This is a genomic window from Paractinoplanes durhamensis (genome assembly GCF_016862175.1).
Taxonomy (GTDB): Bacteria; Actinomycetota; Actinomycetes; order Mycobacteriales; family Micromonosporaceae; genus Actinoplanes; species Actinoplanes durhamensis.
This window is the reverse complement of the sequence record NZ_BOML01000057.1, coordinates 268,610-281,309: the sequence shown is the minus strand read 5'-3', so window position 1 is coordinate 281,309 and position 12,700 is coordinate 268,610. Positions and strand designations below refer to the sequence as shown.

The following is a 12,700-nucleotide window of genomic DNA, read 5'->3' as shown; positions in this document are numbered from 1 at the left end:
GGGTCGAGCAGGCCGCCGCGGACACGGAGGATCTCGCCCGCCGGCGGATGCTCCAGCGACAGTACGAAGAGATCCGGCAGACGGGCAGCGGGCTTGTCTTCGGGCGCCTCGACGGCCTCGACGGCACGGTACGGCGCATCGGCCGGGTCGGGCTGCGGGACGAGGATGTGCAGGCCGACCCGCTGGTGGTGGACTGGCGTGCCCCGGCCGCGCGGCCCTTCTACACCGCGACGGTGATCGACCCGCAAGGACAGGCCCGGCGCCGGCACGTGCGCACCAGCGGCGTGGTGGTGACCGGCGTTGACGACGAGCCGCTGGACGGGACGGCGGCGTCCGACCTCGTCGGCGAAGGTGCCCTTCTGTCGGCATTGGACCAGCGGCGCACCGGACGTATGGCGACGGCGATCTCGACGCTGCAGCGCGAGCAGGACGACATCATCCGTGCCGATGCGACCGGGCCGCTGATCGTTCAGGGCGGCCCAGGTACGGGCAAGACGGTAGTGGCGTTGCACCGGGTGGCGTACCTGCTGTTCACCCATCAGCAGATGGCGGAGCAGGCGGTGCTGGTGCTCGGGCCCTCGCCCCGCTTCCTCGACTACATCGCCCAGGTGCTGCCCGCGCTCGGCGAGACGGCGGTCGTGTCCGCCACCTGCGACACCCTGGTTCCCGGGGTCACCGTCCAGCGTGCCGAGGACCGGCGGATCTCGGAGATCAAGGGGCGCGCGCTGTGGCAGCCCGCGCTGGAGGCGTACGTGCGGGCGCTTCTGCCGCCGGCGCGCGACCTGAGCCTGCGGTGGGAGGGCGAGGCGTACGTCATCGACGCGCAAGCCGTTGCGGACGCGCTGGCCTCGGCGACGGCCGGCCGTTCCTACCACCGTGCTCGCCGGGCCTTCGCCGAGCACCTGCACCAATTGCTGGCCGACGCCGTCGCCGAACAGCGCGAGGCGTTGCTGCAGCAGATGGAGGAGGGCTTCGAGGACATTCTCGCCCGGTTCGACCGGCGGGCCGAGCCGCGATCGACGGCCACCGGCAGCGACGTCGACGGGCTGATGTCGGACGAGGAGATCGAGGAGCTGCGTGAGCGCATCGCCGGCAGCACCACCATCGCGCGGTTCGTCGAGACGTGGTGGCCGACCCGGGATCCGGACGCGATGCTCAGGCGCCTGCTCGGCGACCGGGCCCTGCTGAGCCGGTTCGCGCCGGAGCTGTCCGCGGAGGAGGTCACGCTGGTCTCCGCCACCGCCGCGCTGCCGTGGGCGTCGAGTGACATCCCGTTGCTCGACGCGATCGCGGACCTGCTCGGCGACCGGCCGGTGGCCGCGCCGCCCGGTGTGAGTGTCGCGGAGCGTGCCCGGCGGGAGCGAGGCTGGGTGTACGGGCATGTCGTGATCGACGAGGCGCAGGAGCTGTCCGACATGCAGTGGCACATGGTGCTGCGGCGGTGCCCGGCCCGTTCCATCACCGCGGTCGGCGACATCGACCAGACCGAGGCGTCACATCGGCACACCAGCTGGGCGCAGGCGGTGCGGGCGACGCTGGGGGAGCGCTGGACCGCGGCGGAGCTGACCATCTGCTACCGCACGCCCCGCGAGGTCATCGAGCTCACCGGGCCGGTCCTGGCCAAAGCCGGCAGCCTCAACGCCCCGCCGAGGGCCGTGCGTTCCGCCGGCATCACCCCGTGGGAGCTCACCGTGACGCCGGCGGAACTGCTCGACACGGCGGCCGCGACGGTCGAGAGCCTGCGGCAGCGGTGGGTGGGTGGGACGGTGGGCGTGGTCGCCTCCGCGGCGTACGCCGAAGAACTTGCGGCTGTCCTGAACGACGTGCCGGTACTCACCGCCACCCAGGCCAAGGGCCTGGAATGGGACGCGACCCTGGTCGTGGATCCCGACGGCATCACGGCCGAGCCGCGCGGCTGGAACGGGCTCTACATCGCGCTCACCCGATGCACCCAGGAACTCGGCCGCCTGCAGATCGCTACGCAGTGCTGCTGCGCCTGAACCTGCAGTCCGCGTCGCGCTCCGGCCAGCCGGCCGCGGTGCTGGCCGTCGACCTGGAACGGTTCAAGGAGGTCAACGACCAACTCGGCTACCAACAGGGTGACCTGCTGCTGCGGCAGGTCGCCGAGCGGCTCTCCGCGACCGCCCCGGCCGATGCCACCGTCGCCCGGCTGGGCGGCGACGACTTCGCGGTGCTGCTGCCCGGCGCCGACCAGGTCACCGCCGAGGCGGCGGCCGAGCTGCTGCTTGCCGAGCTGCACCGCACGTTCGAGATCGACGGCGCCGCATCGGGGTGGCCTGCGCCGCCGCCGGCGAGACCGGCGGCGACGCGCTGCTGCGGCACGCGGACGCCGCCATGCACCTGGCCAAGGCGCACCACGACGGCATCCGGACCTACGACCCGGCCGTTGACCGGCATGCCCTGAACCGGCTCGCGCTGCTCGGCGACCTGCGCCGTGCCCTGGAGACGGACGACCAGATCGTCGTGCACTACCAGCCCAAGGTAGTTCCACGCGTTGTTGCAGCGCCGCGACTTCGTGGATGTGCGCACCTCGTCGTGAGTGCAGTCGCAGCCGTCCGGTGACGATGGGTGGTGGGCTGTGCATCACGGGCCATGCTGCTCGCTGTGCGGTCGGAGTCTCCCCGGCGAACTGTCCGGGGAGACTCCGACCGTGTCGGGGGCCGGCTCAGAGGCGTGGGTCCTCCTGGACCTTCAGGGCGTTGAGGATCGGGTCGGCCTCGCCCTTCTCCCGGGTGAACAGGATCGTCAGGTCGCCGCCGGTGTGTTTGACGGTGACCGTGTTCCGGTCTGCGGTCAGCGCGCCCACGTTTGCCTGCACGTCGTGGTCGTACAGGGCGATCTTGCCGTTGGCCAGCACGTCGAAGGCGCGCTTGCCGGGCTTGACCTTTTCGAGTTCCGCGAAGTCCAGGCCGATCCGATAGGTGCCGGCCGGGGCGTTCTTGAACACGTAGCTGAACGTCTCGCCGGTTCGCTGGGTGCGGAACAGCGCGTCGTCGTCGGTGCCGGCGATGTCGGAACGGGTGGTAGTCGCCTTGCCGCCGATATAGCCCCAGGTGGTGCGGGAGCTGAGCGCCTGGTCAGGTGACCAGTCGAGGTACCCGCGTCCGCCGGCGTCGACGCCCTTCCAGTACGCCGACGTCGCCAGGCGGACCGGTTTGAGCTGGGTTTCGCCCTTGCCGGCGGTCGACGCCACGAGCAGTTCGCCGGCGAGCACGCCGGGCTTGATGCCGGCGTTGTCGGCCGTCACCGTGACCGTGGTGGATGTGCCGGCCGCGAGCGTGACCGTGCCGGTTGCCGCCGTGCCGGTGAGGGTCAGCCATGGAAGGTCGGTGGCCTCGCTGATTCGCACCTCGAGCGGGGCGGAGCCGCTGTTGGTCACGGTCACGTCAGCCGTCGCCTTCTGGGCCTTGTCCAGCAGCCAGTCGAGGTCGGCTCCGGTGACGGTGGCGACTCCCGTGGTCAGCGCGGTGTCCCGTACCTCGGCCTGGTCCTTCTTGGTGATGGTCACCGGGTGGCTTGCGGTGATGTAGTTGGGCGCCTCGACCTGCACGGTGTTCTCGCCGAGCAGCGCCTGGGCCTTCCACCGGCCCTTCGCGTCGGTCGTGATGACCCGATCGGCCGCAGAACCCTTGAGCGTGACGATCGCGCCCGCGATCGGCTTGCCGTCGTTCTTGTCGGTTACCGTGCCCTCGATCGTGCCCGCGGCCGGGAGGCTGTACTCCAGGCCCAGGCCGGTCTTCAAGGCCGGCTGGTTGACGGAGTACTGGGCCGCGGCGTTGCGGTTCAGGCTCTCCACACCGACCGTCGCCGACGATCCCTGGGTGAGGGGGTTGTCGCCGCCGACGCCGTCGCCGTAGCCGATCTGGATCCGGCCGTCGGCGATCAGCGTGACCGAGAAGCTGACGCGGGCCGTCCGGTCGCTGTAGAAGGTGACGTTGCGCCATTCGACGACCTGCGCCGCCGACCCGTCCACCTCGGTCGTGCCGAAGTAGATGCCTGCCTCGTCGTCGACGACCAGGTCGTCCCAGAACGGGTAGATCGCGTCGATGGGGTACGGGGACGGCAGCGCCGTGTTGTTCCCGGACGTGTTGGCGCGGTCGAAGGTCAGCGTGCCGTTCGTCGTCACGCACACGCCGTCCCAGGCGGTGTCGTAGAACGGCTGGAGGTAGTCGGCGTCGAACCACAGCGGGCCGCAGAGGTCGTCGCCGTGCCAGCCGGATTCCACCGTGCCCTGGCGGTAGAGCCCGTCAGTCACCGTCATCGTGTACGAGCGGCCGGCGGGGGCTACCGGCACGGGACCCGGGGCCGGCTCCTCGGGCTGGTCCGCCGGCTCCGCTTTGTCGGCGCGCGGGTCGAGGGTCACCCGCAGCGCGGCGATGCTCGGCGGCTTCAAGCCCTTCGAGCCGCGCAGCTCCACGGTCAGCGGACCGCCCTCGTGCTGCACGACGGCCCTGCGCCAGTCGGCGGTGTTCGGTCCCACCGCCGCGGTCGGGTCGTACGCGTAGTCCGTCAGTGCTCCGTCCACGAGCACGTCGAACACCCGCTTGCCCCTGGCCGTCCTGTCGATCTCGGCGAACCCGAAGTCGATCGCGTAGGTGCCCTTGGGCGCGTCCGGGAAGCGGTAGAACAGCTGCTTGTCCTCGGTGGTGCGCTGGGACTGGAACAGGGCGTCGTCCGTCGTACCGGCAATCGGGGTCTTGGTGAAGTTGATCTTTGTCTTGCCCTCGTAGCCCCAGGACTTCTTGCCGGCGGCCTGGTCGGCCGACCAGGTGTAGCCGGAGCCGTCGGTCAGCTTCGCGCCGCCGGCGTTCACGCCTACCTGGTACTTCGTGGTCGTCAGCGTCACCGGGACGTAGCTCTTGGACTGACGTCCGGAGTCGGACCGGACCACGATGTTCGCGCCCTGGACTCCGGGCTCGGCGCCCTTCGAAGAAATGGCGACCTGGACGGTCGTCGACTGACCGGGGGCCAGGGTGCCGCCGGTCGAGGAGAGCGACAGCCACGGCAGGTCGGTGAGCAGGTCGTCCTCGACGTCGACGAGCACGACGTCGTCGGCGAGCTGGTCGGCCGCCCACAGCGCCCCGGTGGCGTCGGTCTCCAGGCCGCCGCCCTGGCCCGCCTTCTGGCCCGGGAACCACCACGCGTTCACCAGCGAGCAGTCGCCGGGGTCGACCTGCAGCAGGCGGGTGGGCCGGTTGTAGGTGAGGTCGGTGTACCAGATCGTGTCCGACGCCTGGTTGTAGGCCAGGCCCATCACCTCGGGCAGCGGTGGGGCGCAGAAGGACAGGAGCTTGCCCGGGTTGTCGTGCGACGTGCCGGCGACGGTGCCGATCATGCCGTTCGCGCGGCCGCCGACGTAGAAGACGTCCTGGGCCGGGTTGTAGGCGAGACCGGTCAGCTGCAGCGTGGACCAGTCACCCTTGATCTGCCTCGTCTCCTTGCCGGTCTCCCGGTTGAAGCAGTGGATGTAGCTGGCGGGACTGTCCTCCATCTGGCACATGTCACCGGTTCTGGTGTCCAGGGCCATGTCGAACGCCCGGTACGCGGGGTTCCACGACGCGTCGAAGACCTTTCCGGTCTTCTTACCCGTCACGGTGTACGCGGTGTTGGTCCGCGCGTTGTAGTCGTGCACCCAGACGTCGCCGTCGTACCCGATGCCGGAGGGTTCCTTCTCCGCGATCGTGCCGGGGATGGGGATCCGGGTGATGACGTCGCCGCCGGCGGTCGCGCCGACCTTGGTCGCCGCCTGCGCTGCCGCAATGCTCGAGGTGGCGACGTTCGACGGTTTCATGCCGTTGGCGCCGGCCTTCCACGCGGCCAGGTCGATCGTGCTGGCCGCACCCGTGCCGGTGCGCGCGGTGGTGCCGGCGGCGTCGAGCTCGGGGTGCCGCGCGGCCTCGCCCAGGTCGTACGTGAGGGGGGCGGATCCGTTGTTGGTGAGCGTGAGCGAGCCCACGCCGTTCTGGTCGGTGCCCAGCAGGGCGTCGAGGCCGTCGGCCTTCAGCCCGGCCGCACCCGTGGTCAGGCGTGCGTCGATGGTGGCCTTCGCGTAGAGCTGCTTCAGCGCGAAGGGGTACGCCGCGGTCGTGTAGTTCGGCGCCTCGACCGTCATGGTGTAGTCGCCGACCGGAAGCTGGCGGTGCACGATGCCGGTCCCGTTGGTGGTGACGGTCTCGACCAGCCCGTCCTTGGTGCTGAAGGAGACCTTCGCGCCGGCGACCGGCAGCTTGTCGTTCTGGTCGGCGACGGTCGCGTCCAGGTACCCGAAGTCCGGCATGTCGTAGGTGACGATCATGCCGTCGTGCAGCATCGGGGCGTGGTCGGAGAACCGGATGCCGTCGACGCCGGCCCAGCCCTGGATGCCGGTGACGGCGTTCGCGCCGCCGGTGATCGGGTCGTCGGTGCCGACGCCGTCGCCGTACCCGAAGATCATGGTGCCCGAGCGGGTGAGCGTGGCCGAGAAGTTGACCGGCTCGGTGTATTCCGCCCGGGTCGGCCAGGACCAGATCTTGGCGTTGCGGTACTCGACGACGAACGCGTCCTCACCGTTGACCTTGGTGGCCGCCGTGAAGACCCCGCCGCCGGGGGCGAACTCGACCGGGGTTTCGACGTAGAGCGGGAAGATGCCCGCACCGCCGTACCCGGGTCCGGTGCTGCCGTCCGGCGCGATGACGCCGCGCAGCCCGATGCCGAGGGTGTCGTGGCTGCCGTTGTAGAGCGCGATCGGGAACGGCAGCTGCACCGTGGCCCAGACACCGCTGGTGAAGGTGACCGGATCGGTGCCGCGCAGGTACTCGCCCTCGGTGACGGCACAGCGGTAGCCGCCCTCGTCGACGACGAGCCCGACCGGGATCTCGGACGGCTCGTTCTGCGCGCCGACGGTCAGCGGGACCGTGCTGGGCGAGAAGCAGGCGTTGGGCTTGACGGCCAGCTGGTACGCGCCCTCGGGGACGGCGGTGATCGTGAACGCGCCGCCGGCATCGGTGCGTACCGGCTTGAGCGGGGTGTCCTTGATGGTGATGTCGGCGTTCGGGACCGGCCGCTTCTTGTCGTCGACCACCCGGCCGCTGATGTCGTGCTTCGCGGCCGCGGTGAGCGGCAGCGTGACCGAGGTGTTCTCGCCGAGGGTGATCGTGACCTTGGCGGTCGCGGTCAGGTAGCCGAAGACCTTGGTGCTGAGCTGGTAGTCGCCGGCCGGGAGGTTCGTGGTGAACCGGCCGTCGGCGTCGGTGCCGATCGACCGGCTGAACGGTCCGCTGATCGTCACGTCGGTGGCCGGGACCGGAGCCCCGCCGGCGGTGACGACGCCGGTGAGGGTGCCGCCCTTGCGGGGCGCGAGCTCCAGCAGGCGGACCAGGTCGAGCCGGCCCTCGCCGTACATGTTGTTGATCTCGGCGGTGCCACCGCACTCGGTGTCGTCGACGTCGACGGCCGACTCGCCGAGCAGCCGGCGGGTCTCGTCGACCTGCCCGATCAGGGTCGGGTCGTAGCTCCAGAGCGCGGCGACGGCGCCGGCGACGTGCGGTGCCGCCATCGACGTGCCGGACATCTCGGTATAGCTGTTGTTCGGATAGGACGAGCGGACGGCGTCACCCGGGGCGGAGATCTCGGGCTTGATCCGGCCGCCTTCGCCCTCGCCCTTGCGGGAGAACGACGCGAGCGTGCCGTCCGGCGACAGGGCGCCGACGGAGTAGGCGCTCGCGGCGGCGCCGGGTGAGGAGACGGAGTCGCAGGCCGCGTACGGCGAGGTGTTCCCCGACGACCAGGTGCTGAAGATGCCCGCGGCGGTCCAGGCCTCGTCGACGGCCCGGAAGAAGTCGTCGAAGTCGTGTTCGACGTTCTGGCCCCACGAGTTGTTGATGACCTGGGGGCGCTTGGCCGGATCGGGGTTGTTCCCCTGCAGGTCGGTGGGTGCGAGCAGCCACCAGCCGGACCGCAGCAGCGACTCGACGCCGGTGCTGTCGCAGCAGCCGTTCGTCGCGATCCACTGCGCGTCCGGTGCGACGCCGACATGGTCGGTGCCGTCGCTGCCGACCATGGTGCCCATGGTGTGGGTGCCGTGGCCGTTGTCGTCGCACGGCGCGGTCGCGCACGAGCCCCGGGTGGCCATCCAGTTGTAGTTGTGGTCGACGGTGCCGTCGGGCTTCGTGCCCCGGTACTGGTGCAGCAGGGCGGGGTGGTCGAACTGCACGCCCGAGTCGAGGTTGGACACGGTGATGCCGGCGCCGGTGGCGCCCATGGCCCACGCCTGCGGGGCGTGGATGGACTCCAGGCCCCAGGTGACGGTGTCGGCCTCGGCTCTTGCGGCCGCGGGAAGCTTCTCGTCCACCGGGTCGACCAGAGCGACCTGCGGCGTCGCGTGGATCTCGGCGACCTGCACCCGCGCCGCCACGTCGAGCGCGAGCTTTTCGGTGCCGTTCTTGACGAGTACGGCGTTGGCGATCGGGTAGGAGGTGTACTTGACGCCGGCCCGGTCGAGTTCGGCGGAGACCGATGCCGCGGAGGTCTTCGCCGCCGTGGTCAGCGCGTCGTAGACGAACCGGCCACGCGCGGCCCAGTCGGCGATCTTCTTGGCCGGCGCGAGGTCGGCCCCGGTCTCGAAAGTGATCCAGAAGTCGGACGACGGCTGCGTACGGAAACGGTCGGTCAGGGTCGGCGCGATCTTGCCGGCCGGGCCGGGATCCGGCTCGGCCGCGGACGCCGGCAGTGACTGGAAGATGCTCAGGCCGACCGCTACGGCCAGCGATGCCGCGAGGGCTTTGAGTCTCATGGGGTGCCTTCCGCCTACAGGGGTTGGTAGGGGTCGTGGCTCTCGTGGTCGTCGGAGTCGTCGTCGGCGCTGTCGTGCGGCTCCGGCGACAGGTCCAGAGGTGGCGGGTCCTCGGTGGCGGAGTCGTCCTCAGGCATGCATCGGCCACGGGCTATGAATCATGGAGTCATGCTCGGGCGGAACGAGGGACGTTAGCTATTAGGCGGATACGTCAAACATCACGACTCGGCGAATACGCCGGCCTCGACCGCCTTGACCGCGAGCGCGGTCCGGGAGTTCACCTTCAACTTGCGCATCGCCGCGCGCAGCTGCTGATCCACCGTGGCCGGCGACTTGGCCAGGATCCGGCTGATCTCCCGGTTCGTCTTGCCGGCGACGACCAGCTGGACCACGTCGAGCTCGCGCGGGGAGAGCTGGTCCCCGTACCCGCGCCGGCCGCCGCGCCACAATCGCGGGACCTCGGCGCCGTGCTCGCGAAGCCGCTGGGCGACCCGGTCCGCGTCGCCGCGGGCGCCCAGCCGGAACAGCTGCTCGTACTGTGCCGCCAGCAGTTCGCGGCCCGCTTCTGTCCGGCCGTGCGCGATGAGCGCCTCGGCCTGGCGTTCGCGGGCGCGCATGGCGTCGTAGGGGCGCGGCAACGCGCTCCAGGCGCGCGCTGCCCGGTCGAAGGCCGCCGCCTTTTCACCCGCGGTGAGCAGCAGGGCCCGGCAGCCGGCGAGCGCGGCCCGGGGCGCGGGTGCCGTGCGGCCGCGCAATCCGCGGGCGAACTGGTCGACCAGGCGTTTCGCGGCCGCTGGGTCGCCGGCCGCGAGGAGCGCCTCGACCCGGGCCGGAACCAGGTCCGTCGCCCAGATCCAGATGCCCTTTCGCCGGACTGTCTCCATCGGCTCGTCGGTGATCCGCAGCGCCCGGCGGCTGTTGCCGTCCGCCAGCCACAGCCGGGACAGCGCGGCGGCCGCCTCCATCGTGTCGTCGACCGCACCGAGCCGGGCCGACTCCTCCAGGACCTGCCGGAACTGCTCCTCCGCGGCGCGCCGCCGGCCGGCTGCGGCCGCCAGCCGGGCGAGGAGGCGAATGCTGCCGAGGTAATGTGCCGGCCGGTCCCGGTCGGCGTCGGCGAGGGCCGCGCTCGTCTCCGCGAGACCGTCCCACCGGCCGGTGTTCCACGCCAGGTTGGCCTGTTCGAGCCGGACGTTGTGCTGCAACCGGGACGCCTGCTCGGCCTCGGCGAGGCGCCGGGCCACGGCGAGGTGTTCCTCGGCGTCGGCGTACCGGCCCCAGATCAGCGCCCCGGTGCCGACATTGACGTGGATGCGGGCCACGTCGAGACGCTCCGCCGCCGTCGTGCCGTCGACGGGCAGGCCGGCGACGACGTCCCAGGCCTCCTCCTCGCCCAGCATGAGCAGCGCCGCGGCCCGGTTCCCGGCCAGGTTCAGCCGCTGCGCGGGGGAGTCGATCCGGTCGGTCAGCTCCGCGGCGCGATCCAGCCAGCGCCGATGGGTCGAGGCCGGCCACGGTCCCGCGTACGCCCAGCCGAGGTAGGTCATCGCCCGGGCCGCCTCGACCGGGTCGTGGTCGAGGTTGGCCACCGCCTGTTCCAGCTCGCTGAGTGCGGCCTGCGCCTCGCCCCCGGTGATCAACAGTCGGCCCAGGGGGTTGCGGATCTCGGCCTGCTGGCGGGCGGAGAGGCCGGGAGTCTCCAGCACCGAGCGCAGGGTGCGGATCACGCGGTGGTAGACCGCGTCGACCGGTTCACGACGGCCCAGTGCGGCGACTCCGGCGATGCGCGCGACCCGCGCCCGGTCCGCCGGCGGCAGGACGGCCCACGACAGCAGATCGACCAGCAGGTCGACCGCCTTGGTGTGGTCACCCGAGGCCATCGCCAGTTCGGCGCCCTGTTCGGCGTACCGGGCCCAGGAAAGCGTTTCGCCGGCCTCGCGGAAGTGGTGGGCGAGGCGCGCCACGGGTGGGGGATGGAGGCGTTCCAGGGCCCGGCCGGCCAGCAGGTGGAAGTGTCTGCGGTCGGTCAACGGGATCGCTTCGTAGACAGCGGTGGCGGCCAGCACATGCCGGAACCGCCACCGGTCGTGGTCGTCGCCGTCCAGCACACCGGCGCCGGCCGCCTCCGCGATGGCGCCCCGGCACGCGGCCGGCGACAGGTCGGCGGTCATCGCGATCGTCGTCAGGGAGGAACGCTCGGCCAGGGTGGCCGCCGCGCGCAACACCTGCTGCGTCGCCGGCGACAGACGGCTCACCCGCTCCCGGGTCGAGTCGCGCACCGTCGGCGGAACCCGCAGTTCGCGCAGTTTCAGCCGGACCCACTGTCCATCGCGGAAGACGAGGTCGGCACGGTCGGACATGAGGCGGACCGACTCCTCCACGGCCAGCGGAACGCCGCCGGTCCGGTCGTGCATGAACGCCGTGAACTCCGGCGAGATCGGGTTGCCGTCCAGCATCGAGGACACCAGCGCCGCCGTGTCGCCGGGTCGCATGGGCGCCAGGGCGATCCGCAACTGGGTCACGCCGGCCGGCAACCGGGACGTCAGCCGCAGCAACAGGGACCCGTCGTCCACCTCCTCCGGCCGATAGGAGATCACCAGGCTGAGCCCGTCCGACTGCTGCCGGGCGATGACGAACAGCAGGAACTCCAGGGTTACCTCGTCGGCCCAGTGCGCGTCCTCGAGCACGAGAACGTCGACCCGCAGCGCCCGCAGCAACTCGTCCAGGGCCCGGAACAGGCGATGCCGGGCCGCCTTCGCATCGTCCAGGGGTGGCAATGCGGGCGGCAGGACCGAGGACCATTCCGGGAACAGGGGCCGTAACGCGCCTGCGAGCTCGGTGAGCCGCGAGCCCTCCACCGGGCGCTCGATGCCGAGGAAAGCGTCGACGATCGGCCCCAGCGTCAGCGACTCACGAAGCGGTGGGCACACCGACACCAGGGCGGTGCGCCGGTCGGGCGCGGCCAGCCACTCGCGTAGCAGCCGGCTCTTACCGATCCCCGCCTCGCCCTCCACCAGCACGATCGCCGGCGGCCGGGCCAGGGCGCCCCGCAACGCCGCCATCTCTCGATCGCGACCGACGAAACGCGGCGTGGAAACGGTCGGTGCGGTCGCGTCGTCCTCGGCCGAGGGATCGAGCATGCGTGATGTTCTCGCCTTTCGGCGCAGGGGCACAAGCAGTGTGATCAGGAACGCAGAGTCTCGCTCGGCCGGCGTCGGTGTCACCGCGTCGAAGCGGAAATCCGTGCGAAGGTCGGTAATCCGGTCGGGACCCGCGCTGCTGACGGCGCGCGGCTACAGATCCTGCGCGTCAAGGCAGTTCCGAACCACTTCCGCTTCTGGCAGGGTGTCCTCACCATTCCTCATCTATGAATCAGGACCCCACATATGAGCAATCCTGGACCCTTCCCGGGGCCGCCCGGCGAACCGTCGCCCTACTCCTCGCCGGCGGTCCGGCCCGGCGAGTTGCTTGACCGGTTCGTGGCGCGGTTCATCGACGGCGTCATCGTCGGCGTCGTGGGCGTGATCATCAACGTCTTCCTCGGCATCATCTCGAACTCCTGGTTCCTCACCGGGTTCATCTCGGCGGTGCTGACCGCGGCGCTGTACCTCGGCTACTTCGCCTACTTCGAGTCCAACCGGGGCCAGACGATCGGCAAGCAGGTGATGAAGCTCAAGACGGTCGGTCCCGACCACGTCAGCAACCCGACGATGGAGCAGGCGATCCGCCGCAACATCTACATGGGGTTCGGCATCGCCGGTGTCATTCCGATCGTCGGCGGCCTGATCGGTGGGCTGGCCAGTCTGGCGGCGGTGATCCTGATCGCCGTCGGCATCAACAGCGACCCGCAGCGCCAGCACTGGTTCGACAAATTCGCCGGTGGCACCCAGGTTCTCAAGATCGGCTGAT

6 protein-coding genes are annotated in these 12,700 nt (G+C 70.9%); 3 read left to right on the top strand and 3 right to left on the bottom strand.

Translation table 11 applies throughout. The features are described from left to right. Together Adu01nite_RS35405 and Adu01nite_RS35400 are read left to right on the top strand one after the other, a co-directional pair. On the top strand, positions 1-2,000 hold a 2,000-nt coding region (locus Adu01nite_RS35405; protein ID WP_203733645.1), incomplete at its 5' end, for a HelD family protein. Further along, positions 1,985-2,425: a GGDEF domain-containing protein gene (locus Adu01nite_RS35400; RefSeq protein WP_203733644.1), complete on the top strand. Its 441-nt coding sequence runs from the start codon at positions 1,985-1,987 to the stop codon at positions 2,423-2,425. The genes Adu01nite_RS35405 and Adu01nite_RS35400, both read left to right, overlap by 16 nt. Before the next feature lie 261 nt (positions 2,426-2,686). Here Adu01nite_RS35400 and Adu01nite_RS35395 read toward each other — a convergent pair whose 3' ends face one another. The 3 genes from Adu01nite_RS35395 to Adu01nite_RS35390 form a co-directional block, all read right to left on the bottom strand. Further along, positions 2,687-8,791 carry a S8 family serine peptidase gene (locus Adu01nite_RS35395; protein WP_203733643.1) on the bottom strand — a complete coding sequence of 2,035 codons (6,105 nt, stop codon included), beginning with the start codon at positions 8,789-8,791 and terminating at the stop codon, positions 2,687-2,689. 14 nt (positions 8,792-8,805) lie between these two features. After that, positions 8,806-8,928: a hypothetical protein gene (locus Adu01nite_RS48625; RefSeq protein ID WP_275414741.1), complete on the bottom strand. Its 123-nt coding sequence runs from the start codon at positions 8,926-8,928 to the stop codon at positions 8,806-8,808. Positions 8,929-9,009: 81 nt separating this feature from the next. Continuing rightward, on the bottom strand, positions 9,010-11,931 hold the full coding sequence (locus Adu01nite_RS35390; RefSeq protein ID WP_203733642.1) for a helix-turn-helix transcriptional regulator: 2,922 nt from the start codon (positions 11,929-11,931) through the stop codon (positions 9,010-9,012). Between the two features lie 246 nt (positions 11,932-12,177). On the opposite strand from Adu01nite_RS35390, the gene Adu01nite_RS35385 reads away from it, so the two are divergent. Further along, complete coding sequence (locus tag Adu01nite_RS35385) at positions 12,178-12,699, top strand: RDD family protein (RefSeq protein ID WP_203733641.1); 522 nt, start codon at positions 12,178-12,180, stop codon at positions 12,697-12,699. The last annotated feature ends 1 nt before the right edge of the window (position 12,700 follow it).

What these genes read in the sequence shown, in the direction of transcription:
- Adu01nite_RS48625 (WP_275414741.1), bottom strand. Translation starts at nt 8,928, where the DNA reads ATGCCTGAGGACGACTCCGCCACCGAGGACCCGCCACCTCTGGACCTG.
- Adu01nite_RS35385 (WP_203733641.1), top strand. Translation starts at nt 12,178, where the DNA reads ATGAGCAATCCTGGACCCTTCCCGGGGCCGCCCGGCGAACCGTCGCCC.
- Adu01nite_RS35395 (WP_203733643.1), bottom strand. Translation starts at nt 8,791, where the DNA reads ATGAGACTCAAAGCCCTCGCGGCATCGCTGGCCGTAGCGGTCGGCCTG.
- Adu01nite_RS35390 (WP_203733642.1), bottom strand. Translation starts at nt 11,931, where the DNA reads ATGCTCGATCCCTCGGCCGAGGACGACGCGACCGCACCGACCGTTTCC.